Below are 25,032 nucleotides of genomic sequence, written 5' to 3'. Positions count from 1 at the left end.
ATGCCGGGCAGTGGCCCCTTGCATAGGGGATCGAGCCCAGGGCACAGGCAGGGCCGTGTCACATCGCCGGGCTGGAGACCGACCAAGGACGGGGTGCCCGGTGAAGACAGTGCACCGCCTGCTGAACGCCGCCCGCCCGTACCGCACCGCCGACGTGGACAAGGTCCGCGCCCGGGCCAGGGCTGGCCACAGCGCACGCGACGCCGGTCGCGGCCTGCGAACGTGGAGTCGTGGGCAAGCACTCCCATGCGCCTGGCTCCGAACTCCTCGCCTCCAGGGCCGACATGCGCGCGGCAGCATCGGATCTCGCCACGCGGGCCGAGGCCCTGCCGACGGAGCCGCCGGTCAGCGCCGACGAGGGAGCCATGGGGCGGCCCGGTTCAGGAGGCGAGGTGGCAGGATGTCGTGGTGTCCGACTCTCTTCGAGAATTGTGGCTGCGCGGCATCGCTTTCAACGCAGCGGCGCCCCCCGACGTGCTGATACGTCTCCTGGACGAAGCGGCCGGTGAGGCCGGCTTGCTGATGTGCGAGGGACGCGACCTGCCCGACGCCGTCATCGACGCGGCCCTCCGCCACCCGGTCGAGCGGATCCGCTGCGCCCTCGCCCGCAACCTGCACGTCGACCCCGCACGACTCGCTCCCTTGGCATCGGACCGTTCGGGACTCGTCCGTGCGCATCTCGCCGGCGGCACCCGGCTCCAGCCCCGGTGGATCCGGCCGCTGCCGGACGACATCCTCGTCACCTTCCTGACCGCCCAGGAAGGAGGCGAGGACGGCAGGGTCACCGAAAAGGAGATCGTCGAAGAGCTCTGGTTTTCCCGGCAGGTACCTCTGTCCTTCCCGCAGGACATGGCCGGGCACGACCACCCCGCACTCCGTCTGTACGCCGCCTTCCAGTGGCAGTCGCTCACCGCTGCGCAGCGCCATGCCCTGCACGACGACCCCGACCCCGCCGTACGGGAAGCAGCCAGGAGGGGCAGCAGGCAGCTGGACCCGGAGGCGGTGCAGGCCGAGCTGCCGCCCATCGGATCACGCTACGCGGTGTCCGTGCTCAGCACGTGCGCCCTGTCACCCGCGGTCGTCGAACAGTGCTTCGCGGCCGACGAGGTGCACCCGCTGGCCCGAAACCGGCATACTCCGGCCGACGCCCTCGCCCGGCTCGCCCGCCACCCCGATGCAGAGATCCGTAGGCTGGTCGCCACCCGGCCCGACCTGGGACCGGAGGTGGCGGAGCTGAGGCAGGATCCGGACGGGGACGTACGGATGCGTGCCCGACTCCAGCCTTCCATCCGTACCTGGGACGAATTCCAGGAAATCCGAAAGGTCGTCGGTCACGGGCCCGACTGCACCTGCTTCATTACGCAGCCGGCCACCGAGCCGTCGCCGGACTGGTACGCCACCTGTGCGGTGTCCGAGGAACCGGTGCTCCGCCGGGTCGCGGCAAGCTGGCCGAACCTGTCGGCGGAACTCGTCGAAGCCCTCGCGCAGGACGACGACGAGGAGGTGAGGATCCGGCTGGCCTGCCACCACCCGCTGGCTCCGCCGCACCTCCTCCTGGACGTCTTCGTCACCCGCCCGGCCCACCGTCCGCACCTGCTGACCCTGCCCGCGTTCCCACGTACCGGCAGGGCCCACCTCATCCACCACCCGGACCCCGAGGTAAGGGCCCTGGCCGCAGCCGATCCCGCCTTGCCCGTCCCCCCGGTGGAGGACCCCGACGCGTCGGTGCGCCTGGCAGCGGCCACCAACCCCAGCCTGTCACCCGAAGCCCTGGAGACCCTCCTCGCCGACTCCCGTACCGCCGAGGGCGCTGCGGCCAATCCGTCCCTCGCCGTGCCACGCATGCACGCTCTCCTCGACCACTGCCTGAACGAAACCACCACCCCGCCGGGGGCCGTCCAGCGCTAACTGGCCCTAACAGACGGCGAGTCCGAGGAAGGCCTCGGGGATGTCGTAGCGTCGTTCCCTCCGGATGCGAAGGCGGCGGAAGCCGTGCAGCCAGGAGATCGTGCGCTCGACGACCCAGCGGAAGGTGCCCGGGCCGCTGCCGTGCGGCTGGCCCCCTTCGGCGATCACCGGTCGGATCCCGCGCTGCCGCAGGAGCCGGCGGTACTTGTCGTGGACGTAGCCGCGGTCCGCGAAGAGCATGTCGGGCCGCCTGCGCGGCCGGCCGACGAGCCCGGCCACGGCCGAAATCTTGTCCAGCACGGGCAGGAGTTGGGTGACGTCGCCCGCGGTTCCCGCCGGTCAGCGACACCGCGCGCGGAATGCCCTGGCCGTCCGTGATGACGACTCGCGAAAGCTGATCGCTGTCGACCACCAGCTGCGCCATGGGAGCAAGGCTGAGCGCCTGCATGTCGCCGAGGACCAGCACGCCGGCAAACAGCCCTCGACCAGCTCGGTGGCCGACGCAGCGATCCGCTCCAGCGAGGCGTCCACCGTGTCCTGCGCCTGAAGATCGCGGTGTCCTGCGCCGGAACGTCGCGGGCCATGCCCGCCGTCTGCCGTGCGAACGTCTCCCGGCCCACCGCGTCCTCCTGTCGGGCATCAGCCCGACCCCTCCCCTGCACCACACACCGCGTGGCGGGCGTCCGCTGCGTGTTGTCAGTCCCGGAGTGCGCCAACTAGGCTGAATGCGCTTCCACAGTCAAACGGCGCAGATTTGTGAAAATCTCAGCAGATATCGAGGGCGGGCAGCTCCAGCATGGGTGATCCCACCGTTTACGACGTCGCCGAGCGCGCCGGGGTGTCCATCGCGACGGTCTCCCGCGTCTACCGCATGCCCGACTCGGTGCGTGCCGCCACGCGCGAGAAGGTGCTTTCCGCGGCCTACGATCTCGGTTACCTGCCCAGTGCGAGCGCGCGGGGGCTGGCCAGCCGGGCCACCGGGGTGCTGGGCCTGTGCTTCCCTGACTTCGCCGATCCGGAGGCCGAGGGGACGGCGCCGGACGCCGACCAGGCGGAGCTGAGCTTCTACGGCGACGAGGTCATCCGGGGGATGGAGCGCGCCGCGCGGCGGCACGGTTATGCGCTGCTGATCTCCGCCGCCCACGCCGACCGGGCGGGAGAGGTGCTCTCGGACGTCGCCGGCCGGGTCGACGGCCTGGCGATCCTCGCTCAGCGCATCCCGCCTGCGGTGCTGGACGTCGTTTCGCGGCGGCTGCCGCTGGTCGTGCTCGCGGGGCCGCTGTCCGCGGGGCTCGACAGCGTCGAGGTGGCCAACTTCGACGGCCTGCTGGAACTCACCCGGCACCTGATCGACGTCCACGGGCTGACGGACCTCGCGTTCGTCGGCGGCGCCGAGGACTCGCCGGACGCGGAGGCCCGGTTCCGCGGCTTCCAGGCGGCCCATCTCGCGGCGGGGCTGCCGCTGCCCGAGCGGCCCGCCGCGCGCGGCGATCTGACCCTGCTCTCCGGACGCAAGGCCGCGGTGGAGCTGCTGGACCGGGAGGGGCCGCGCCCGCAGGGCCTGGTCTTCGCGAACGACCAGATGGCCGTGGGGGCGCTCCAGGCGCTCTCCGAGCGTGGGATCCGCGTTCCGACGGAGCTCGCCGTCACCGGGTTCGACGGTATTCCGCTGGGCCGGCTGGTCACCCCGGCGCTCACCACCGTCCGGCAGCCCATGAGCCGACTCGGCGAGGAGGCCGTGGAGTTGCTCGTCGCGCGGATCGCCGACCGTGGCCGCCCCACGCTCTCGCGCACCCTGCCGACCAGTCTGGCCCTGCGCGCCAGCTGCGGGTGCGGGGTCTAGGACACCTCGCCTCCGGACGTCCCCGGCGTCCGGCCACCCCGCCCCGCGCCGCCCCTCCCCGCACCGCGCCGCCCCGCGCACGCCGCCCCGCCCCGCCCATACCCGGTGCCCCGGTACGCGCATGCAGCGAACCGTCCCAGTGCTGCCCCTGCCGACGGCGTTCACCGCCCACCCGTGCGTCGCCCCCGCACCGCCGCGGCGGCGCGGCCCGTGCGTCGCGCCCTGTCCCTCCCGGCGTACGGCGGTCCAGGCACTCCTGCGCATACACGCGTGGGCGGCCGCTGTAGGCAAGGTTTCGGCAGCTTTACGGAAGCGTTATCAAACGTCGCTTGCGTGAGTCCGAACGTGTCCTGAAGGATCATGTATGCGCTTACAGAAAGACGCGCGTACTCATGGAGGAGCTCGCATGTCCCGTATTGCTTTGTCGCGTGCCGCCGTCGCCGCCACCGCCGCGGCTGTGTCGCTCGGGCTGACGGCCTGCAGCAGCGGAGACGGCGATCAGCTGGGCGCGGATGCCAAGCAGACCCTCACTGTGTGGGCCATGGGTGAGGAGGGCAAGCGGGTCGCGGACATCGCCAAGAAGTTCAACGAGGAGCACCCGGACATCACCGTCAAGGTGACCCCGGTGGGCTGGGACGTCGCGCACCAGAAGCTCGTCTCCGCCGCGGCCGCCGACGAGCTGCCCGACCTGGCGCAGCTCGGCTCCACCTGGATGGGTGAGTTCATGGACCTGGGCGTGCTGGAGCCGGTGGACACCAAGGCGTTCGAGGCGGACGACTTCTTCCCCGCCGCCTGGAAGGGCGGCGAGCGGGACGGGCAGGTCTACGGCGTGCCGTGGTACGTCGACACGCGCGTCCTCTACTACCGCACCGACCTGGCCGAGAAGGCCGGGGTTTCCGAGGCGCCGGAGACCTGGGCCGACCAGCTCGCCCTCGCCGAGGCGTTCAAGAAGCTCGACACCACGAAGTGGGCCTTCTCCCACCCCGCGGGCGGACAGGGCTCCTGGCAGAACTGGGCGCCCTACCTGTTCTCGGCGGGCGGCTCCATCCTGGACAAGGACGGCAAGCTGGCGTTCGACTCGCCGGAGGCGGTCACGGCGTTCACCGAGTACGCCAAGTACTTCGAGAAGGGACTGGCGAAGGACACTCCCGCCGCCCCGGGCTATGACGTGATCAAGGACTTCGGCGCGGGCAGCGTGCCGATGTTCCCCTCCGGCCCCTGGATGGTGCAGAACATAGCCGACCAGGCCCCGCAGATCGAGGGCAAGTGGGCGGCGGTCCCGCTCCCGGCCGGTGACAAGCCCGCCTCCATCATCGGCGGCTCCAACCTCGTCACCTTCGAGAGCAGTGAGCACAAGGCCGCGGCCAAGGAGTTCACCAAGTTCCTCACGAGCCCGGCGACGCAGGCCGACTGGTACGAGATGTCGAAGTCGCTGCCCGCCAACAAGAAGGCCTGGGACGAGCCGGCGCTCAAGAGCGCCGATGTGGAGGTCTTCGAGGAGGCACTGAACAGCGCCGGGGAGATCCCGCCGCTGGCGAAGTGGGAGCAGGTCGCCCACGAGATCGACGTCACCCTGGAGAAGCTCGCCAAGGGCGGCGACCCGGCTGCGCTCGCCGAGGAGCTGCAGAAGAAGACCGAGGGCCTGGTGTCCTGAGGCATGAGCGGTACGAACTCCGCCGAGCGGTCCGCCCCCGGCGGGCGGGCCGTCGCCGGCGCCACCGAACTCCCGGCCCAGCCGGACGTGACCGGCAAGGGGGCCGCCCGTTCGCCGGGCAGGGCGGCCGGATCCGGCACCCGGACGACGTCGGGCGGCACACCGCTGCGGCCCGACCGGCTCTCCCGGCACAACCTCGCCGGCTGGCTCTACTCGACCCCGTTCCTGGCCTTCTTCGTCACCTTCATGGCGATCCCCATCGTGGCGACGCTGGTGATGAGCTTCACGGACTTCGGTCTGCGCAACGTCACCAACCCGTTCGACGCGGAGTTCGTCGGCCTGGAGAACTACTCCGAGCTGTTCGGGGACGAGCAGTTCCTGCGGGCACTGTTCAACACCGGCTACTTCGTGGTGCTCGGCGTACCGCTCACCATCGGCTGCGGCCTGCTGGCGGCGGTGCTGCTGAACTCCGGCATCGAACGGTTCCGCACCTTCTTCCGGGTCGGCTTCTACGCCCCGGTGGTCACGGCCATCGTCGCCGTCGCCGTGGTGTGGCGCTTCGTCCTCGACCCCGGTGAGGGCCTGATCGCCGGCCTGGCCGCCCAGGTGGGGCTCACCGCCCCCGACTTCCTGGCCTCCGAGTCCCTCGCCATGCCGTCGCTGATCGCGATGGCGGTATGGCGCAACATGGGCACGTCGATGGTGCTGTTCCTCGCGGGACTGCAGGCGATCCCGACCGAGGTGCGGGAGGCGGCGAAGCTCGACGGCGCCGGCAGCTTCCAGGAGTTCCGCAGGATCACCGTCCCGCTGCTGCGGCCCACCATGCTCTACGTCACGGTGATGACGACGATCGGCTTCCTCAACGTCTTCGAGGAGCCGTTCGTGATGACCAACGGCGGTCCCTCGGACAGCACGCTGACGGTCTCGCTCCTCATGTACCGCGAGGGCTTCAACTTCTTCAACATGGGCTACGCCAGCTCGATGGCCTACATCCTGTTCGTGATCATCCTGGCCATCACGCTGCTCCAGATGCGGCTGCTGAAGGACAGGACGAAATGAGCACTACGACCGACACGAGTGCCACCACCGCCGCTCGCCGGGACGGATACGCGGCGCGGGACCGCCGTACCCGCCGGACCAGGGGCGTCACCTACGCCCTGCTCGGCCTCGGGCTGCTGGTCACGACCGCGCCGTTCATCTGGATGGGCCTGTCCGCGTTCAAGACCCCTCAGGACCTCTCGGCGAGTCCGCCGGTGTGGATCCCCACGGACTGGACGCTGGCCAACTTCAATAAGCTCTTCGACCTCCTGGACGTGCCCCGCTACTTCTTCAACTCGACACTGGTCGCGCTCATCGTCACCCTGTGCAACCTGCTTTTCTGCTCCATGCTGGGGTACGCCTTGGCCAAGCTGAACTTCGCGGGCAAGAAGGTGATCTTCGGCGTCGTCATGGGGGCCCTGATGGTGCCCGGCAACCTGATGCTGATGCCGCAGTTCGTGATGGTGAGCAAGATGAACCTCCTCGACACCTACGCGGGGCTCGTCCTGCCGTCCGCTGCCGGTGCCTTCGGGGTCTTCCTGATGCGGCAGTTCATGTCGGCCGTCCCCGACGAGCTGCTGGAGGCCGCCCGGGTGGACGGGGCACGCGAGTGGTACATCTTCTGGCGGATCGTGATCCCGCAGGTCAAGCCCGCTCTGGCGACCCTGTCGATCTTCGTCTTCCTCGGCTCGTGGAACAACTTCCTGTGGCCGCTGATCTCCACGAACGACGTCGAGAAGTACACGCTCCCGGTGGCGCTGGCCACCTTCGCCACCGACCCGACCAAGGCCAACGGCTCCAACGGCGTGCTGATGGCCGGCGCGTTCCTCGTCGTTCTGCCGGTGCTCGCCGTCTTCATGGTGCTGCAGCGCTACTTCACGCAGAGCATCGCCACGGCGGGCATCAAGTAGCGGGCGCGCCCCTGATCCGTACGGGGCCGGCGGCACCCTGACATCCGCCGGCCCCGTACCGCCCACCTCCGGGGCGCACCCACCGGGGCGTGGCGCCGTCATGCCGCCGCCGGACTCACGGCGGCCGGGAGGCGCGTCGCGTACGCCGACGGTGGACCCAACGGGTGCCGCGCCCACCGGATTTGCCCCATGCGCGGGTGCGGGGGATATCGTGCAAATGAGAATGTATGCGCTTACAGGCGGGCGTCAGCCCTGCCCTGGCGGCGCGAACGAGTAGAAGGACTGAGATGCTCGGCGGACCGTTCGAAGACAAGGTCAAGGACCTGCTCGACTCGATGACGATCGAGGAGAAGCTGGGCCAGCTCCAGCAGTTGACCTGGACCGGCGACACCGGCCCCGGCGGCGGGCAGACCGAGGAGGTCGAGCGCGCGGCCCGTGCCGGCCTGCTCGGCTCGGTGCTGAACCTGCACGGCGCGGCCCACACCAACACCCTGCAACGCATGGCGGTCGAGGAGTCCCGGCTGGGCATCCCGCTGCTCTTCGGCTTCGACGTGATCCACGGCTTCTGGACCACCTTCCCCATCCCGCTCGCGCAGGCCTCCAGCTTCGACCCGGCCGTGGTCGAGCGCGACGCCGAGGTCTCGGCGAGAGAGACCAGGTCCAACGGCGTGCGCTGGACGTTCTCGCCGATGATGGACGTCACCCACGAGCCCCGCTGGGGCCGCATCGCGGAGAGCTGCGGCGAGGACCCGTACCTCAACGCCGTCCTCGCGGTGGCCAAGGTCCGCGGCTACCAGGGCGACGACCTCACCGCCGACGACAAGGTCGCCGCGTGCGCGAAGCACTTCGTCGCCTACGGCGGCGCCGAGGGCGGGCGGGACTACAACACGGTCGACGTCTCCGAGCAGCGGCTGCGCAATCTGTACCTGCCGCCGTTCCGCGCCGCCGTCGACGCCGGAGTCGCCACCGTCATGGCGGCGTTCAACACCGTCAGCGGAGTCCCGGCGCACGGCAACCCGCACACGATGACCGGCATCCTCAAGGAGGAGTGGGGCTTCGACGGGGTGGTCGTCAGCGACTACACGGGCGTCGAGGAGCTCATCGCCCACGGCTACGCCGAGGACGGCGCCGACGCGGCGCGGCTGGCCCTGACGGCCGGCCTCGACATGGAGATGGTCAGCACGAACATCACCGCCCACGGCGAGCGGTTGCTCGCCGACGGGCGGATCACCGAGGACCGGATCGACGACGCCGTCGCCCGCATCCTGCGGCTGAAGTTCGCGCTCGGCCTCTTCGACGACCCGTACACGGACGAGTCCGCGGCCATCGACGCGCCGACACCGCAGGCACGTGCGGCGGCGCGGCAGGCCGCCGCCCGCTCCATGGTGCTCATGAAGAACGACGACGGCGTGCTGCCGCTGGACACCGGAGCCGGCTCCATCGCGGTGGTGGGCCCGTTCGCCGACCACACGGACCTGCACGGCACCTGGGCCGGTCCCGGCTGCCGCCGGTTCCCGACGGTCAGCGTCCTCGACGCGGTACGCGCCGCCGCCCCCGCCGCGAAGGTCGTGCACGCGGGGTCCGACGTGGCCGAGGCCGTCGCCGCCGCCGAGGCCGCCGAGGTCACGGTCGTCGTCGTCGGTGAGGAGCCCGAGCTCAGCGGTGAGGCCGCGGTGCGCAGCGAGATCTCCCTGCCCAACGGGCAGGAGGAGCTCATCGCCGCCGTGGCCGCCACCGGCAGGCCGTTCGCGGTCGTGCTGCTCAACGGCCGTCCGCTGACGATCGGCAACTGGGTGGACGGCGTCCCGGCGCTCATCGAGGCGTGGCACCCGGGCATCGAGGCCGGGAACGCCGTCGCCGACGTGCTCTTCGGGGCCGTGAACCCAGGCGGCAAGCTGCCGGTCACCTTCCCCCGGGCGGTCGGCCAGATCCCGCTCTACTACAACCGGGAAAGGACGGGACGCCCCTACGACCCGGCCGACGACGAGGAGAAGTACGTCTCCAAGTACCTGGACCTCGCCGACGGGCCGCAGTTCGCCTTCGGGCACGGGCTGAGCTACACCACGTTCGCCGTCGGGGAGCCCCGGCTCGACCGGCAGTCGGTCACCGTCGACGAGCTGGAGCGCGGCGAGTGCGTCGAGGTCCGCGTGGACGTGACGAACACCGGAGAACTCACCGGCGACGAGGTCGTCCAGCTCTACGTCCACGACCCGGTGGCGAGCATCGCCCAGCCGGTGCGCCGACTGCGCGGCTTCCGTCGCGTCACGCTCGAGCCGGGACGGACCACGCAGGTGCGCTTCACGCTCGGCGCCGAGGACCTCGGCTTCTGGACGAACGACCAGGCCGGCCACTTCACGGTCGAGCCGGGCAGGATCGATCTCTACGCCGGCACGAGCTCCCTGGCCGAAGCCCGCTGCACCCTGACGGTCGCCTGACACGCCGGGCCCGGTCACGTCCGCCGTTCGCGACGGCGGACGTGACCCCCCGGCGTACGCGTCGCCTCTCGCCGCGGTGCCACCCCGGCTCCCACACCGGAACGCACGCTCTCACCCCCTCACCGGAGCCCACCGCCCATGACCATCGACCAGCGTCCGAACATCATCCTGTTCATGACCGACGACCACGCTCCCGCAGCCATCGGGGCCTACGGCAGCGTGATCAACAAGACGCCCTCGGTCGACCGCCTCGCTGCCGAGGGCACGGTCTTCGAGAACACCTTCTGCACCAACGCGATCTGCTCGCCCGCCCGCGCCACCCTGCTGACCGGCACCTACAGCCATGTCAACGGCATGACCTCGTTGGAGGGCCCGGACCACAAGTTCGACGCGAGGCAGCCGTCGTTCCCGAAGATGCTCCAGGAAGCGGGCTACCAGACCGCGATCGTCGGCAAGTGGCACCTCGGCCACGGCGAGGGACACGACCCCGAGGGCTTCGACCACTGGGAGATCCTGCCGGAACACGGCGTCTACCACGACCCCGAGTTCCTCACCGCCCACGGCAGGAGGACGTGCCCGGGCTACGTCACCGACATCATCACCGACCTCGCGCTGAGCTGGCTCGACAGGCGTGACCCCGGCAAGCCCTTCTGCCTGCTGATCCAGCACAAGGCGCCGCACCGCCCGTTCGAGCCCGCCGAACGCCACCGGCACCTGTACGAACACGAGGAGATCCCCGCTCCGCCCACCCTCCACGACGACCTCGGCGGCCGCGCCCCCGCCGCGCACGAGGCGCGGATGAGCATGGAGGACCTCAACGACGAGGACCTCAAGGGCGTACCGGTGCCGCCCGGACTGTCACCGCGCGAGGAACGCGAGTGGCGCTACCAGCACTACATCAAGGACTACCTCCGGGTGATCGCCGCCCTCGACGAGAACGTCGGCCGCGTGCTGCACTACCTCGACGTCACCGGCCTGGAGGCCTCGACCGCCGTCACGTACACGTCGGACCACGGCTTCTTCCTCGGCGAACACGGCTGGTTCGACAAGCGGTTCATGTACGAGGAAGGCATGCGCATCCCACTGGTCGTGCGCTGGCCCGGCATCACCGAGGCCGGTTCCCGCCACGACGAACTGGTGGCCAACATCGACTACGCCCCCACCCTGCTGGACATGGCGGGCACGGCACCTCATGCCCGTATGCAGGGCCGGTCGCTCGTACCTCTGCTGAAGGGGGAGGACGGGCAGGAGTGGCGGGACGCCGTCTACTACCGCTACTACATGCATCTGGACGTCTGCCACAACGTCCAAGCCTGCTACGGCATCCGCACCCGCACGCACAAGCTCATCCACTACCCGGGCCACGGCTCCGGCGCGGACGGGGCGAAGGACGCGCCGCGCACGCCCGCCTGGGAGCTGTTCGACATGACCCAGGACCCGCACGAGCTGCACAACCGCTACGACGACCCGCTGTACGCGGACATCGTCGAGGACCTCACGGCACAACTGGAAGAACTCCAGCGCCACTTCGGCGACACGCCGGAGGGCGTGCTGCCCGCGCCGACCACCTCCTGAAGGGACGATCCCATGACGACGAACGGCTCCGGCCCCGACAACCGCCCGGCCATGGAGTGGCTGGCCGACGCGGTCCTCTACCAGATCTATCCGCAGAGCTTCGCCGACGCCGACGGCGACGGCATCGGTGACTTCGCCGGCATCGAGCAGCGGCTCGACCATCTCGCCTGGCTCGGTGTGAACACCGTCTGGCTCAACCCGTGCTTCGCCTCGCCGTTCCAGGACGCGGGCTACGACGTGTCCGACTACCTCACCGTCGCCCCCCGCTACGGCACCAACGACAGCCTGGCCAGGCTCGCCGACAGTGCCCGGCGCCGCGGCATCCGCCTGCTGCTCGACCTGGTGGCGGGCCACACCTCCGACCAGCACCCGTGGTTCACGGCGTCCGCCGACGACCCCTCCGACCACCGCTACATCTGGGCCGAGGGCGACACCGACCCGGGCGACGGCTTCCAGCCCTCGCCCGGCACCCGGCCCGGCTGGTACAAGCCGAACTTCTTCCCCAGCCAGCCCGCCCTCAACTTCGGTTACGCGCGCACCCACCCGGACGAGCCCTGGCGGCAGCCCGTCGACGCCGACGGACCGCGCGCCAACCGCCAGGCCCTGCGCGACATCATGGAGCACTGGCTCGACCTGGGCCTGTCCGGATTCCGCGTCGACATGGCCGCCTCGCTCGTCAAGGACGACCCCGGCCACGCCGAGTCGGCCCGCCTGTGGCGCGACATGCGCGACTGGATCGACAGCAGGCATCCGCAGGCCGCGCTGCTGTCCGAGTGGGGCGACCCGGCCGTGTCCGTGCCGGCCGGCTTCCACGCCGACTTCTTCCTGCAGTTCGGCGCCGAGGACGACGGCCTCAAGCTGCGTTCCCTGTGGAACAACAACACCGGCACCGTCAGCGAGGGCTGGGCCCCGCTGGAGCCCTACTTCGGCGCCGACGGCACCGGGTCCCTGGAGACCTTCCTCGACGGATGGCGGGCCGCCACCACCGCGATCTCCGACGCCGGGCGCGGTGGCTTCGTCGCCCTGCCCACCGCCAACCACGACTTCTCCCGCCTCGCCTGCGGACCGCGCACCGCCGAGCAGCTCCCCGCCGCCTTCGCCTTCCAGCTGACCTGGCCGACCCTCCCGGCCGTCTACTACGGCGACGAGATCGGCATGCGCTACGTCCCCGGCCTGCCGGAGCACGAGGGCAGTGTCCTCGGCCCCCGCTACAACCGGGCCGGCTCGCGCACCCCGATGCAGTGGGACTCCACCGCCAACGCAGGCTTCTCCCCCGCCGCCCCCGAACGCCTCTACCTCCCCCTGGACCCGGACCCCGCCCGCCCCACCGTCGCCGCCCAGCGCGAGGACCCCGGCTCCCTCCTCCATCTGGTGCGCCGCCTGATAGCCCTGCGCAAGTCGACGCCCGAGCTGGGCAGCGAGGCGGACGTGCGGGTGCTGCACGAGGGGTACCCCTTCGTGTACGTGCGCGGCGGGCGGTACCTCATCGTCGTCAACCCCCGCCGTGAGCGGGCGGAGTTCACGCTGCCCGAAGGCGTCACCAGCGGCGTCGCCGAAGCCGTCGAGGCCGCCGGAGTCGAGGTGAACGACGACCTGCTGACCGTCGCGGGCTTCGGGTACGGGATCTTCGATCTCCGCCCCGCCGAGGTGAGGGCCGCCCGGTGAGTCACGACTCGGATCGCTCGGCCTGCTGCGCTCCGCGGCGGCCCCCGCGGTCACGCACGGCGGCGGCGACCGCGATCCGCGTCGAGCATGCTTCCGCCGCCGCCGTCCCGCACGGCGGCTGGCGGGAGCTGCCCGGCGGCGCCTTCCTCATGGGCAGCGACGACTCCCCGTACCCGGCGGACCGCGAGGGCCCGGTCCGCGAGGTGACGGTCGACGCCTTCGCCATCGGCGCGACGGCCGTCACCAACACCGAGTTCGCCGCTTTCGCCGAGGCCACCGGCCACCGGACGGACGCCGAACGCTTCGGCTGGTCCTTCGTCTTCGGCGGCTTCCTCCCCGACGACTTCCCGCCGACGCGCGCGGCGGCCGACACCCCCTGGTGGCGGCAGGTCCACGGCGCCGACTGGCGTCACCCGGAAGGCCCCGCATCCGTCCTCGACGGCCGCCGGGACCATCCGGTGGTCCACGTCTCGTACGACGACGCCCTCGCGTACTGCCGCTGGGCGGGGGTACGGCTCCCGTCCGAGGCCGAGTGGGAGTACGCCGCCCGCGGCGGACTGGAGGGCTGCCCGTACCCCTGGGGCGACGAACGCGATCCGGGCGGTGAGTACCGCATGAACATCTTCCGCGGCACGTTCCCGGGACACAACACCGCCGCCGACGGGTACCGCGCGACCTGCCCGGTGGACGCCTTCCCGCCGAACGCCTATGGCCTCTTCAACATGACGGGCAACGTGTGGGAGTGGTGCGCGGACCGGTTCGCCCCGGGCGCCCGCGTCCTCAGGGGCGGCTCGCACCTGTGCCACGAGTCGTACTGCCTCCGGTATCGCACGTCGGCCCGCATGGGCAACACCCCGGACAGCTCCAGCGGGAACACGGGGTTCAGGGTGGTGCGCGGACCGGAGAGCCGCGAGAGGCGAGAACTCTGAGTCGAGCGGCCGCGCTCGCCGCCGACCTCGGCCCGGACCGCGCGGTCGCCGGCGACCTCCCCTCGGTATGACCGTGGCGCGCCCCCGTCGCCGAGCGCGGCCGGCACCGCGGACCACCGCCCGTCCGATACCCCCTGACGATCACCCGAGGACTCCTCCGTGAAGACATCCCCCGCAGACAACCCCCCGTCCGCGATGATCTCCGGCCACGCCGACACCCCCGGCCGACCCGCGGAAGGAGTGCGGCTGGAGCGGCGCCGACTCCTCGTCGACGGGGCCCCGCGGATCCTGATGGCCGGCGAGGTGCACTACTTCCGCCTCCACCGCCGCGACTGGGCGGACCGGCTCGACAAACTCGTCGCCGCGGGATGCACCGCCGTCGCCGCCTACATGCCGTGGCTCGTCCACGAGACCGCCTCCGGCGAGGTCGACCTGACCGGCGCCACCAGCGAGTACCGCGACCTCGTCGGCTTCCTCGACCTCGCCGCCGAGCGCGACCTCCTGGTCATCGCCCGCCCCGGCCCGTTCATCATGGCCGAGCTCAAGAACGAGGGCATACCGTTCCGCGTCTACCGCGAACACCCTGCTGCCGTACCCCTCGGCTGGGACGGCGAGCGCGGCCCGACACAGACCCTCGACTATCTCGAACCCGGCTACCTCGCCCAGGCCGAGCGCTGGTTCGGCGAGATCATTCCCGTCCTCGCCGACCGGCTGGTCACCCGCGGCGGACCCGTCGCCGCGGTGCAGCTCGACAACGAGGTCGGGATGCTCTCCTGGGTCACCAACGCCCCCGAACTGACCGACCGCACCCTCCATGACCTGGCGTCCTGGGCGATCGAGCAGTGGGGAGCCGACGGCTCGCGACAGCGCTACGGCGCCGACCCGCGCGACCCCGAGGCATGGGATGCCCAGTGGCGCGCGGGAGGAACCCGGGGCGGCAGCGAGGCACAGCAGTTGGCGCTCCACCACGACCTCGGCGCCCACCACCGCGACCGCTACGCCCGGTACCTGTCGCGGCTGCGCGAGAGCGCCGTGCGGCACGGCATCCACGGTGTGCCGTTCCTCGTCAATCTGCACGGCACGTCCGAGGGGCGCGGCCGAACCTTCCCGATCGGCATCAGCCAGCTCTCCCAGGCGTACGCCGGCATGCCGCAGACCACGTCGGGCTCCGACCACTACCTCGGCGAACTGACCGTCGAGAACGTCCCGGACCTGTACGTCATGAACGCGTTCATGGCCGCCGTCCACGACGCCGACCAGCCCCTGACCTCCCTGGAGTTCGAGTCCGGCACCGGCAACTACGTCGAGGACCTCAGCCGGGAGGCCAGCCCGGAGGCCACCGAGCTCAAGACCCGGCTGTGCGTCGCCCAAGGCAACCGGCTGATCAGCTACTACCTCTTCGCAGGCGGTCACAACCCTCCCCTCGACGAGCCTGTCGGGGACGGCAACGACCGGATCGCCTTCACCGGGGAGCGCCACGGATTCGCCGCGCCCGTCGACCCCGAGGGCCGGCTCAGCCCCACCTATCCGGCCGTCCGCAACGTGGTCCGGGCCGTCCACGGCGCCGAGCACCTGCTGGCCGACATGGACGAGGAGCACGACGACCTCGTCCTCGGCTACGTCCAGGACCACTACCTCACCGAGTACGCGCACCCCGAAGCCGCCCGGCGCCGCGAGCTTGTCCACGAGATCGAGCGGTACCGGGGCATGGGCCCGCGCGACATCCTGGCCCGCGCCCTGCTGCTCGGCGGTCACTCCTTCGGGGCGGTCGACCTGTCCGCCGCCCCCACCTCGGCCGGCAGCGCACTCGACCCGGCCGGACCGGCCGTGGCCCTGGCCACGCCGCCCGTCCTCGGCCGGGCCGTGCAGGAACGCCTCGCCGCGTTCGTCCGGGCCGGCGGACGCCTGCTGCTGCACGGCGTGCTGCCCGTCCTGGACGACGACGGGACACCGTGCACGGTCCTCGCCGACGCCCTCGGCGTCGCCGTCACCGAGACCGTCGACGCCACGGTCCACTACTTCCCGTCCGTGCGCGCCGGCGACTGGGCCGGCCCGCGGCCCGAGGTCCGGGTCGGCGTCCTGCAACGCCTGCACTCCACGGGAGGTACCGACGCGCGACCGCTCGTGCTCGACGTCGCCGACGGCTCGCCGGTCGCCTTCGAGGTACGGACGGAAGGCGGTGGCCACGCGATCGTCATGGCCTGCGACTACCCCTGCCACCTCGACTTCTGGCGCGCCGTGAGCGCCAGGCTCGGAGTGCGCCGGCGCCTGGTCACGCACGGCGAGGCGCCCGGTCTCGTCGTCACCAGCACGGCGGACGCGACCGGCCGGCGCCTGCTCCACCTGGTCAACGTCGCCCAGGTCCCGCAGAAGTTCACCCTGGACGTGGACGGCGTGCCGCTGGCCGGCGGAGCCGCGCTGGAGCTGCCGGTGCGCAGCGGGCGGATGCTGCCGCTCGGCATCCGACTGGACGGCGCCGTCCTACGGTGGGCGACCGCCGAACTGGACGGCGCGGGCGACGGTTCCACGCTCCTGCTGCGCCGTGGCGAGGGCCCCGGCAGCGCCCTGCTGGAGACCGGTCGGGAGGTTCTCGTCGACGAGGGCAGCGGCGCCGAGGTGACGGAGGCGGAGAACGGCTGCCGACTGGTCAGCTGGCCGGGCGGCGCGGACGGCGCGCGGCTGCGGATCCGGCTCGGCCAAGGGCTCTAGGCGCGCGACGGTGGCCGGAGCGAGGTGGCGGCATCCCCGCAGGCCTGCTCGCTCCTCTCCGGCCGCCTGATCCGTCCCGGGCCGGTGGCTCGCTGCGGAGGGGTGGGTCAACGGGCACCAGGCTCCTCACCGCGAGTGAGGAGCCTGACCGAGCTCGCACCCGGGCCTACGGGACCCGCCCCGCCAGCCCCGCTCGTCGTGCCGCGTGGGCCGTCCATCTGATCGGTGGCCAGGAAGGCGGGTGCGGCTCGTGAGAGTCAGTCCGCGTCGTAGTACCAGGTCGTGCACACGGTCGTGGCGGCCGCGGAGATGCGCATGCAGGCGCGCATCCAGTTGCCCCGGTTCAGCAGGTCGTTGGACCACTGACCGCTGAAGGGACCGCATTGCGTCCAGTTGGTTCCGCCGTCGTAGGAACGGTCCACCCACACCGAGTCTCCGGACTTGTATCCGGTCAGAATGTGGCCGTAGGAGTGGTCGCTGATCTGCTCGTTGCGCAGGACGACCTGGGCGCTGCGGTAGACACCGTTGATGTAGCCCGTCCAGGTCTTGGTACGGACATCGAAGTCGAAGGCGCTTCCGGGCGAGCTGCCGCAGTTGGTGCCCGTCGTTCCTGCCGCGGCGGGCACGGCGAGGATCATTCCGGCAACGGTGGCCACGGCCGTCAGGCCCACGGCGACAGTCATGCGTGACGATGCCACAGATTTCCTTGCTCGCAACACCCAGTCCTCCTTGTTCCGTCGAACGCGAGTCGAACACGAGACGATGCAGGGACGATCCTGCGCCCCATGTGCCGGAATCTCCACGTCATTCGGGTGAGGCCGAATGACGGAGGTCAGCGAGCCGAGTGCGGAAGGTTCGGTTCCACCTGACGGTTGTGCGCGAGCAGAACGCGACCCAAGCTGGAGAGGCTGTGCAACATGCGGTTCCGGTCTCGGCGGCTGGTGACCAGGCCCGCCTCACGCAACACCCGGGCGTGCTCGCTCGCGGACGCCGGTGCGATCCCGACACTCCGCGCCAGCTCGGTGGTGGTGGTCGACGGCCGGCCTCTCAGTGCTTCCAGAACCGCCGCACGGGTGACCCCGAGGAGGGCATCCAGGCTGTGCGGCGTCGGCAGGAGGCCTGGCAGCGACTCAAGGCCGGTCAGCACCGGATAGACCAGCACCGGCGGCAAGGAGGAGTCGAACAGGGTCAAGGGCGACCATACGCAGAAGTACGAGGGGATGAGCAGTAGGCCCCGGCCGCCGAGATGTAATTCCTGATCCCGGTATGTGGCGATCCGCAACTCCCCGTGCGACCAGGAGGCCATCGGTCGAAGGCTCGCCAGCAACCCTTCGACGCCCGCCTCACCGAACGCGCCGATACGCCGGTCATGATCAGCGCCGATGGCGTCGTCGATACTGCGCCGGTAGGGAGTGACGAGCAGGTCGTAGCACGCTCGCATCGCCTCGGTGAGTTCCACGAGTAGTTCCGCGTCTCCCGCGGCGAGGCGCCGCACATCTCGTGTCACAGACCGCGAATGCGCCAGACGGCCAAGATCCCGTGCCAGGACGGTCCTCGTGGTACCGAGGATCGCGTCGAGACCATCGTCGAGACCCCTCGTGGATGCGATGGGATTCAGAAAATCCGGAAAGTATCCGACGTTGGGCGTGAGGCTCAGGAGGAGATCCATGATCGGACCCAGTCGCGCGGCACGTACCCGGCCGCAGGCCTCACGTCGCCAAGCGGAGAAGAGCGTGTCACCACGTTGCGGGCGCAGCATCTGCAGACTCAGCACCAATTCCCACAACGGATCCGGGGCGGCCGCGATCCGGGTGCGCGCCAGGTCCTCGCTCGTGAAGTAGATCCTGAGCACAGCGCCTCCCAGAATTTCTTACCCGCCGAACGATCTGGCGCACGGGTCGCGGTACGCGACACCGGTCTCGGCCGGCATGAGGCGGGCGGCACGTCACCCCGACATGGCGGTCAGCGGCGGCGCCGCCATCCGCGGCCCTCACGATCTGTTCGTCTGACAGTGCCCTCATGAGGCCGTCGAAGGTGTGCCGACCGGCCCACCCACGCCGTCAGTCACGCCGGGCCCGGCACTCCGCCGTCCGGCGGTGCGGTCAGGACCGCTTGCCCTTCACAGCAGTGCGGCCGCGATGTCCTCGACCGTGGACACCGTTACCAGCGCGGACGCCTCGGGGCTCCGCACATCCTCGTCGGAGTACCAGCCAGAACCGTGGACCACCACGTCGCGACCCGCCTCGACCAGTCCGCGGTCGATGGCGTTGCACACGCCGGTCAGCGCCATGACCAGCGACCACTCGCGCAAGGCCCGCGGATCGCCCGGCAGTGGCCGCGCATGGTCCGCGACCATTTTCCACAGCGCGGGGTAGCGTTCGAGGCACTCGCGGCGCGAGACCACGATGCCGTCGCCGCCGTGCCGGGCGATCAGGGCGTTCATGGCCGGCGAGGTCGCGGGCCGGTGCGTGTAGAAGGTCGGGTCGAGCACCTCGTCCACGTCGTCGGCGACACTCGGGAAGTGGGGGTCCGACCCCTGGCGCCACAGCCCGTCGTCGCCGCGCTCGTAGGGTGGCAGTCCGGCCCGGTCGAAGCTGCCCCGGCGCAGGCTGAGCACCATGTCGGGGGTGCCCAGGTGCTGAACGAGCAGACTGGCCGGACGGCTTGACGGGCGCACCTCGCCCGCGGCTTCCAGCACGTCCCGGCCGGCGTGGTAGCCGAGCAGTCCGAACGCGCTCGACACGGCGTGCGCGTGCAGCCGCGGCCCGGCATCGTCGGTCGGGTCCGCGTCCTGCTCGAAGAAGGCCCGTGCGGTGTCCGCCACCAGGTAGTTGCGCAGGTCCAGCGAGAACCACAGGTTCAGTCCGTGGCGTCGTTTGAGGTCCGCCGCGTAGGCGTCGGTGAACTGCCGCGCCAGCGCCTTGACGTCCTCGGCGCGCTCGCCGTGGTACACCATCAGCGGGTTGCGGCCCCGGAGTTCCGCGTCGTCGGTAAGACTGCCGGCGCGCAGCTTGCGCAGGCTGGAGGCCGGTGCCAGCGTGGCGATCCTCAGCTGGTCGGGGGTGGCCAGCCCCGCGGCCAGTGCCCGCGCCACGGCGTCGCGGAGCGCGGTCCCCTTGTTCGCCGACGTGGGCGTGAAGATCATCACCGGTTCGCCCGTGCGGCGGATGTACTCCACGGCGCGGGCGACGATCAGCAGGGAGGGGAAGGTCTTGGTGGTGTGCGTACCGGGGTTGCCGGCCAGGTCCAGCAGGACCAGCCGGTGGCTGCCGTACGCGCCCAGTTCCCGCCACTGTGCCCGGGCCGGCTCGAAGAGGTCGCGCACGCCGGCGTCCGCTTCCGGCAGCGCGAAGCCGGGGGCGAAAGCGCCGGGTTCGGTGACCGGCGCCGGGTCCTTCACCAGGGCCGCGACAACCTGCGGCAACCGCTCGTAGTAGTCGAGGATCAGGTTGCGCTCGGCGACGAGTGCGGTGGTCATGCGGGTCCTCCCCGGTCAGCTGCCCGATGGGCCGGCGGATCGATCCAGTGCCGCCGCCGCCGGAACGGGTAGGCGGGCAACGTGCAGACCCGTCCCGGGCGGTCCTTGAGGTGGCTCGCCCAGTCGGTGTCCTCACCACGCAGCCAGGACTCCGCGGCCGCGTGCAGCTCCGCTCCGGTCTCGGCCGGCAGCGGTGGCCCGGTCCACCGTCCGGCCGCGGCCTCTCGTAGCGCGGCGGCCGCCTCGGCTGGCTCGCGGGCGACGATCGCCGCACGGTACGGCAGGACGCGGCGGCCGGTGGCCAGGGTGTAGGCGACGTCGGCCAGACGCAGCTCGGGACCGGCGGTCTCCAGATGTCCGGCCAGCCGTCGGCAGGCTTCGGCGAGGGCGGCCGGGGAATGCGCCGAGAGCGGCAGCAGGTGCAGGCCGGCCGTCGATGCCGGAGCGGGCCGGGCGGCCTGTTCCAGCACCACGTGCGCGTTGCTGCCGCCCAGCCCGAACGAGCTGACGCCGGCGAGCCGGCCGCCGTCGTGCGGCCAGGGCCGTGGCGTCTTCGGCACGGTGAACGGCCCGCTCTCGATCGCGAGTTCCGGGTGCGGCTCGCTGAACTGCACATGGGCGGGCAGGGTGCCCTCGGTGACGGCGCGGACGGCGGCGACGAGTCCGGCGATACCCGAAGCGGCGTCCAGGTTGCCGATGTTGGCCTTGACGGTGCCGAGCGCGCAGGCCCCGGCGGGTGCGGCGCCGGCCGTCCGCCAGACCTGGTGGAGTGCGGAGAGTTCGATGGCGTCGCCGACGACCGTGGCGCTGCCGTGCGCCTCCAGGTAACCGAGTTCGTGCGGGCTCACCGCGGCACGGGCGAGTGCCTCGGCGATCACCGCGGCCTGCCCGTCCGCCCCCGGAGCCTCGAAGCCGGCGCGGTGGGCGCCGTCGTTGTTCACCGCCCAGCCGCGCAACACGGCGTGGACGCGATCGCGGTCCGGGTCGACGTCGGCGTAGCGCTTGAGGACCACCGCGGCGGCGCCGGTGCCGTATCCGGTGCCGGCGGCCGCGGTGTCGAAGGCCCGGCATCGCCCGTCGGGTGAGACCAGTCCCTCGGGCGTGTGCCGGTGGCGCGGCAGCGAGACGCTCGCACCGCCGGCGACGGCGAGGTCGCAGCCGTAGTCGAGGAGGTTCTGCGCGGCCACGCAGACGGCGGTGAGCGAGCTGGAGCACGCGGTCTGGACGGCCATCGCCGGTCCGCGCAGTCCGAGCCGGTACGCGACCTGCGCGGGCAGGTAGTCGGCGCCCGGGCGGGTGGCGAGTTGCGCCTCCCAGTCGTCGGCCCGGCCGTCCGAGGCCGCGGGGTTGCCCAGCAGGTGGTAGAGGAAGTATCGGTTGGTGGAGACGCCGGTGAAGACGCCGATGTCACCGTCGTAGCGACGCGGGTCGCAGCCGGCGTCCTCCAGGGCGTTCCAGGCCGACTCGAGGAACAGCCGGTGCTGCGGGTCGAGCAGGGCCGCGTCCTCGGGGTCGAAACCGAACAGTTCGGCGTCGAAGCCGGCGACGCCGTCGAGCGCTCCGCCGGGCAGCACCCCGCCGGACCGCACCAGCGCCGGGTCGTTCAGCAGCTCCGGGGCGATTCCGAGCTGTCGCAGCTCGGCATCGGTGTAGTCGTGGACGGCGTCGACGCCCTCGCGCAGCAGCCGCCAGAGTTCGGGCACGCTGTCCGCGCCGGGGAACCGGCCAGCGAGGCCGACGACGGCGACGCGGTCGTCGTACTCGCTCACCGTCGTCCCCTTTCGTCGCGGCGGGCCCGGCGCGCAGCCCGCTCGGTGACGCGGCGCAGATCGGGCGCGGTGGGGGGAGCGGCGTCGCCGTCGAGACGACGGGCCAGCGCGGCGACGGTCGGATGCCGGTACAGGTCCATCATCTGCACGGTTGCGTCGAGGTTTTCCCGCAGCAGCTGGTGTACGTCGGCGAGCAGGAGCGAATTGCCGCCGAGGTCGAAGAAGTTGGTGTCGGTGGTGACATGCGCTCTCCTCAGGACCGTGCACCACGCCCGGGCTATCACCTCTTCGGTGGCGGTACGGGGCCCCGGGCCCTGTCCCGCGGGCTGGGGTGTCCGCGGAGCCGGCAGTGCCTGGGTGTCCACCTTGCCGGTGCTGGTCAGCGGCAGTGTGTCGAGGACGGTGAGCAGGCGCGGCACCAGATGCTGCGGTACCTGGGCCGACAGCGCGCGGCGCAGCTCGGCGGCATCGAGGCGGGTGCCCGCGACGGGCTGCACGTAGCCGAGCAGTTCCGTGCCGCCCGTCTCGCCGGGCCGGGCGACCGCCACGGCCCGCAGCACGCCGGGGTGTGCCGCGAGGTGGTACTCGACCTCGCCGAGTTCGACGCGGTTGCCGCGGATCTTGACCTGGCGGTCCAGCCTGCCCAAATACGCCAGCCTGCCGTCCGGCAGCCGGCGTCCCAGATCGCCGGTGCGGTAGCTCGACATGCCAGGTCCTGTGGAGCCGCCGCGGCCGAACCGCTCGGCGGTCAGTTCAGGTGCCCGCCAGTAGCCGGGGGCGACGTAGGGGCTGTGGATGACGATCTCCCCCTCGTCGGCCGACGGCTCGCCGCCGGGGCCGAGGAGCGAGATGGTGTATCCGGGCAACGGGTGCCCGATGGGCAGGATGTCGTGTTCCAGGACGGCGTCCGGCGGCAGGTGGTCCTGCACGGCGAAGCTGGCCTCGGTGGCCCCGTACCCGTTGACGAACACGCAGTCCGGCGCGAAGTGCGCCCGGCAGCGCAGCGCGTCGTGCCGGGTCACGGTCTCGCCGCCGAGCACCACGGCGCGGACCGTGTCCAGGCGCCGCTCGCCGAGCGCGTCGATCAGATAGCGGTACACGGTCGGTGTGGAGTGGAAGACCGACGCCCCTCGGTCGGCCAGGGCCTGTGCGAGGTGGGCCGGGCCGTGCCGCCGCACGTCCACGACGACGGTGGCCGCGCCGGCGAGCAGTGCCGCGAAGGTGTCGGTCACCGCCATGTCGAAACTGAAGGAGGACACCACGCTGAGCCGGTCGGCAGGGGTGATGCGGAAGTTCTCGATGTGGTTGGCGACTCCGTGCAGCACGTTGCGGTGCGTCTGCGGCACGCCCTTCGGCCGGCCCGTGGAGCCGGAGGTGCACAGGAGATAGGCCACGTCGTCGGGACTGCCCGGCTGTTCGTCGAAGGGAACGTCCGGGTCTCCTGGGGCGGCCCGCCCCGGCGGCGGCACCACGCGCAGGGGTGCGGCCCGCAGCCGGTCCACCGGCCTTGCCGCGTCGGCGATCACGAGGTCGATTCCGGCGAGGGCGACGAGTTGGGCCAGGCGCGGTTCGGGATGGGCCGGGTCGAGCGGTACGTAGCAGCCGCCGGCGAACAGGACGCCCAGAATCGCGGCGACGGTCTCCGGCGAGTGGTCCAGCAGGATGCCGACACGGTCGCCGCGCCGGATCCCGGCGTTCCGGAGCGCGGCCGCGGTCCGGTTCGCCGCGTCCGCCAGCGTGCGGTACGTCCACGGCTCGCCGTCGCCGAGCACCGCGACGGCGTCGGGGCGCCGGGCGGCCTGTGCCGCGAACGCCGCCGGGATCGTCCCGTGGCGGGCGAGCGGCCGGTATCCGGTCTGCTGCCGGTGGTGGTCGGCGAAGGGCAGCGGCGGCGCGCTCTCCGGTTCCACGGGCAACCGCCGGTCGTGCGGAGTCGTCGCGGTCATCCGGCCGCACCTGTTCCTTCCGGTACGGCGGACGGCCCCGGCGAAGTGCGGCGCAGGCGCTCGCGCAGGGCGAGCAGCCGACGGCAGACCTCCGGGATCCGCTCGGCGACGAACTCCTCGGCCTCCCAGCCCGGTTCGGCCTCCGCCAGCGCCACCGCCGCGGACGGGGCGAACCTGACCCGCTCGCCGTCGACGACGATCCCGTCGGCCTGAGACCACCGCTGGTTGGCTGCCACCGCCTCGGCCCGGCCGAGTCCGGCCGGCAGCCGCAGGGAGAGGCGGCCACCGCTTATCCGCACCGGGTAGCCGCCGGGCAGCCCTTCCACGCCTGGCAGGCTGGTGTCCAGCTCCGACCCTTCCGCCAGCGCGTCGACGACCATCGCGCCTGCCTGTCCGGTCACCTGGTTGAGAGCGGGCCGGTCGCAGGCACGCTGACCGGCCAGCGCCTCGGTGACACCGTCCACCGGCCCGTCGTCCAGCCAGGCGAGGGCCTCGCCCGCCGGGCCGGGCGCGTTCAGGTGCACATGGTGGCCGACCACCCGCAGCCGGCGTTGGTCGGGCAGGCCGAGCCGGGCCTGCAGGCTCGCGGCGATCAGCGCCACGTTGCCGATACCGCACAGCACCGGCACTCTCAGCGCGGCCAGCACCGGGTTGACCGCGTCCGGGAAACAGGCGTTGACGAACCAGGAGCCGCTCTCGGCCGCCGCCCGGCCGGCCACCACGGCGAGATCCGCCTGCAGCGGGAGCGTCAGCCCGAAGCCGCCGCGCCCGAGCAGGGCGGTCCAGGCGGACGGCGCCTCGCGGCGTTCCCACGGCGACTGGTGGGAGGCGCACAGGAGCACACCGTCCGGCGCCTCCTCGCGGATCACCTCGGGCAGTGCGGCCCGCAGGTCCGGGCCGGTCCTCCGTGGCCGGAAGCGCACGGCGCGTCCGGCCAGCGCGGCGCGTGTACCGGCCAGCTCGCAGAGGTGCTGGACGCTCTCCCCGCGGGCCACCACGACCACCCGCAGGGGCGGGCCGACCGAGTGCGCCAAGCCGGCGCAGACGGAGGCGGCCAGGGAGCCGCTGCCGATGACCACGACAGTGGGCACCGCCGTCATCGCACCGACGCCCGTTCGTGCGGTCTCGCGGTCACAAATGTGATCTTCGGTATCGGCACGGCTGGATACTAA

The 25,032-nt window shown here is 71.7% G+C and carries 16 protein-coding genes and 1 pseudogene; 10 read left to right on the top strand and 7 right to left on the bottom strand.

What is annotated here, in order from left to right; all coding sequences use genetic code 11:
• Nucleotides 1–408 precede the first annotated feature (408 nt).
• The gene (locus ACZ7LV_RS04370; RefSeq protein ID WP_471936113.1) at nt 409–1,908 is read left to right on the top strand and encodes a hypothetical protein; all 1,500 of its coding nucleotides are present in this window, start codon (nt 409–411) and stop codon (nt 1,906–1,908) included.
• Nucleotides 1,909–1,914: 6 nt separating this feature from the next.
• Here ACZ7LV_RS04370 and ACZ7LV_RS04365 read toward each other — a convergent pair.
• Nucleotides 1,915–2,290: pseudogene (locus tag ACZ7LV_RS04365) on the bottom strand (transposase); the annotation flags it as partial.
• 414 nt (nt 2,291–2,704) lie between these two features.
• Between ACZ7LV_RS04365 and ACZ7LV_RS04360 the strand changes: the two are divergent.
• The 9 genes from ACZ7LV_RS04360 (at nt 2,705) to ACZ7LV_RS04320 (ending at nt 16,667) form a co-directional block, all read left to right on the top strand.
• Nucleotides 2,705–3,751, top strand: a complete 1,047-nt coding sequence (locus tag ACZ7LV_RS04360; protein ID WP_471935549.1) for a LacI family DNA-binding transcriptional regulator — start codon at nt 2,705–2,707, stop codon at nt 3,749–3,751.
• Nucleotides 3,752–4,157: 406 nt separating this feature from the next.
• Nucleotides 4,158–5,405: a sugar ABC transporter substrate-binding protein gene (locus ACZ7LV_RS04355; RefSeq protein WP_471935547.1), complete on the top strand. Its 1,248-nt coding sequence runs from the start codon at nt 4,158–4,160 to the stop codon at nt 5,403–5,405.
• Between the two features lie 3 nt (nt 5,406–5,408).
• Nucleotides 5,409–6,464, top strand: coding sequence for a carbohydrate ABC transporter permease (locus ACZ7LV_RS04350; protein WP_471935545.1), 1,056 nt, complete (start codon nt 5,409–5,411; stop codon nt 6,462–6,464).
• A complete protein-coding gene (locus tag ACZ7LV_RS04345; RefSeq protein ID WP_471935543.1) occupies nt 6,461–7,354 on the top strand; it encodes a carbohydrate ABC transporter permease in 894 nt (297 codons plus the stop codon). Before ACZ7LV_RS04350 ends, ACZ7LV_RS04345 begins: the two co-directional genes overlap by 4 nt.
• A 287-nt stretch (nt 7,355–7,641) precedes the next feature.
• Complete coding sequence (locus tag ACZ7LV_RS04340; protein ID WP_471935541.1) at nt 7,642–9,789, top strand: glycoside hydrolase family 3 N-terminal domain-containing protein; 2,148 nt, start codon at nt 7,642–7,644, stop codon at nt 9,787–9,789.
• A 138-nt stretch (nt 9,790–9,927) separates the two neighbouring features.
• Complete coding sequence (locus ACZ7LV_RS04335) at nt 9,928–11,364, top strand: sulfatase family protein (protein ID WP_471935539.1); 1,437 nt, start codon at nt 9,928–9,930, stop codon at nt 11,362–11,364.
• Nucleotides 11,365–11,376: 12 nt separating this feature from the next.
• Nucleotides 11,377–13,029 (top strand): alpha-amylase family glycosyl hydrolase, encoded by a 1,653-nt coding sequence (locus ACZ7LV_RS04330; protein WP_471935537.1) that lies wholly within the window; start codon nt 11,377–11,379, stop codon nt 13,027–13,029.
• 149 nt (nt 13,030–13,178) lie between these two features.
• Nucleotides 13,179–13,958 carry a formylglycine-generating enzyme family protein gene (locus tag ACZ7LV_RS04325; protein ID WP_471936111.1) on the top strand — a complete coding sequence of 260 codons (780 nt, stop codon included), beginning with the start codon at nt 13,179–13,181 and terminating at the stop codon, nt 13,956–13,958.
• Nucleotides 13,959–14,117: 159 nt separating this feature from the next.
• Nucleotides 14,118–16,667, top strand: coding sequence for a beta-galactosidase (locus ACZ7LV_RS04320; RefSeq protein ID WP_471935535.1), 2,550 nt, complete (start codon nt 14,118–14,120; stop codon nt 16,665–16,667).
• Nucleotides 16,668–16,924: 257 nt separating this feature from the next.
• Here the strand turns inward: ACZ7LV_RS04320 and ACZ7LV_RS04315 are convergent, their stop codons facing one another.
• From ACZ7LV_RS04315 to ACZ7LV_RS04290, 6 genes are all read right to left on the bottom strand, one after another.
• On the bottom strand, nt 16,925–17,350 hold the full coding sequence (locus ACZ7LV_RS04315; RefSeq protein ID WP_471935533.1) for a hypothetical protein: 426 nt from the start codon (nt 17,348–17,350) through the stop codon (nt 16,925–16,927).
• A gap of 149 nt (nt 17,351–17,499) precedes the next feature.
• Nucleotides 17,500–18,519: a winged helix-turn-helix domain-containing protein gene (locus ACZ7LV_RS04310; protein WP_471935531.1), complete on the bottom strand. Its 1,020-nt coding sequence runs from the start codon at nt 18,517–18,519 to the stop codon at nt 17,500–17,502.
• A 267-nt stretch (nt 18,520–18,786) separates the two neighbouring features.
• Nucleotides 18,787–20,145 carry a DUF6002 family protein gene (locus ACZ7LV_RS04305; RefSeq protein ID WP_471935529.1) on the bottom strand — a complete coding sequence of 453 codons (1,359 nt, stop codon included), beginning with the start codon at nt 20,143–20,145 and terminating at the stop codon, nt 18,787–18,789.
• A complete protein-coding gene (locus ACZ7LV_RS04300; RefSeq protein WP_471935527.1) occupies nt 20,142–21,914 on the bottom strand; it encodes a beta-ketoacyl synthase N-terminal-like domain-containing protein in 1,773 nt (590 codons plus the stop codon). Before ACZ7LV_RS04300 ends, ACZ7LV_RS04305 begins: the two co-directional genes overlap by 4 nt.
• A complete protein-coding gene (locus ACZ7LV_RS04295) occupies nt 21,911–23,860 on the bottom strand; it encodes a non-ribosomal peptide synthetase (protein WP_471935525.1) in 1,950 nt (649 codons plus the stop codon). Before ACZ7LV_RS04295 ends, ACZ7LV_RS04300 begins: the two co-directional genes overlap by 4 nt.
• Entirely contained in the window at nt 23,857–24,951 is a 1,095-nt protein-coding gene (locus tag ACZ7LV_RS04290) for a hypothetical protein (RefSeq protein ID WP_471935523.1), read from the bottom strand. Before ACZ7LV_RS04290 ends, ACZ7LV_RS04295 begins: the two co-directional genes overlap by 4 nt.
• Between the last annotated feature and the right edge of the window lie 81 nt (nt 24,952–25,032).

The organism is Streptomyces sp. NPDC107562 (assembly GCF_055657325.1).
Note: the sequence above shows the minus strand (reverse complement) of the source record. Positions and strands in the feature narration are given on the sequence as shown.

Bases quoted from the DNA above. Each gene is read 5' to 3' on its own strand.
- ACZ7LV_RS04325 (WP_471936111.1), top strand. From the start codon at position 13,179: ATGGGCAGCGACGACTCCCCGTACCCGGCGGACCGCGAGGGCCCGGTC.
- ACZ7LV_RS04350 (WP_471935545.1), top strand. From the start codon at position 5,409: ATGAGCGGTACGAACTCCGCCGAGCGGTCCGCCCCCGGCGGGCGGGCC.
- ACZ7LV_RS04305 (WP_471935529.1), bottom strand. From the start codon at position 20,145: ATGACCACCGCACTCGTCGCCGAGCGCAACCTGATCCTCGACTACTAC.
- ACZ7LV_RS04360 (WP_471935549.1), top strand. From the start codon at position 2,705: ATGGGTGATCCCACCGTTTACGACGTCGCCGAGCGCGCCGGGGTGTCC.
- ACZ7LV_RS04330 (WP_471935537.1), top strand. From the start codon at position 11,377: ATGACGACGAACGGCTCCGGCCCCGACAACCGCCCGGCCATGGAGTGG.
- ACZ7LV_RS04345 (WP_471935543.1), top strand. From the start codon at position 6,461: ATGAGCACTACGACCGACACGAGTGCCACCACCGCCGCTCGCCGGGAC.
- ACZ7LV_RS04295 (WP_471935525.1), bottom strand. From the start codon at position 23,860: ATGACCGCGACGACTCCGCACGACCGGCGGTTGCCCGTGGAACCGGAG.
- ACZ7LV_RS04315 (WP_471935533.1), bottom strand. From the start codon at position 17,350: ATGACTGTCGCCGTGGGCCTGACGGCCGTGGCCACCGTTGCCGGAATG.
- ACZ7LV_RS04335 (WP_471935539.1), top strand. From the start codon at position 9,928: ATGACCATCGACCAGCGTCCGAACATCATCCTGTTCATGACCGACGAC.
- ACZ7LV_RS04340 (WP_471935541.1), top strand. From the start codon at position 7,642: ATGCTCGGCGGACCGTTCGAAGACAAGGTCAAGGACCTGCTCGACTCG.
- ACZ7LV_RS04355 (WP_471935547.1), top strand. From the start codon at position 4,158: ATGTCCCGTATTGCTTTGTCGCGTGCCGCCGTCGCCGCCACCGCCGCG.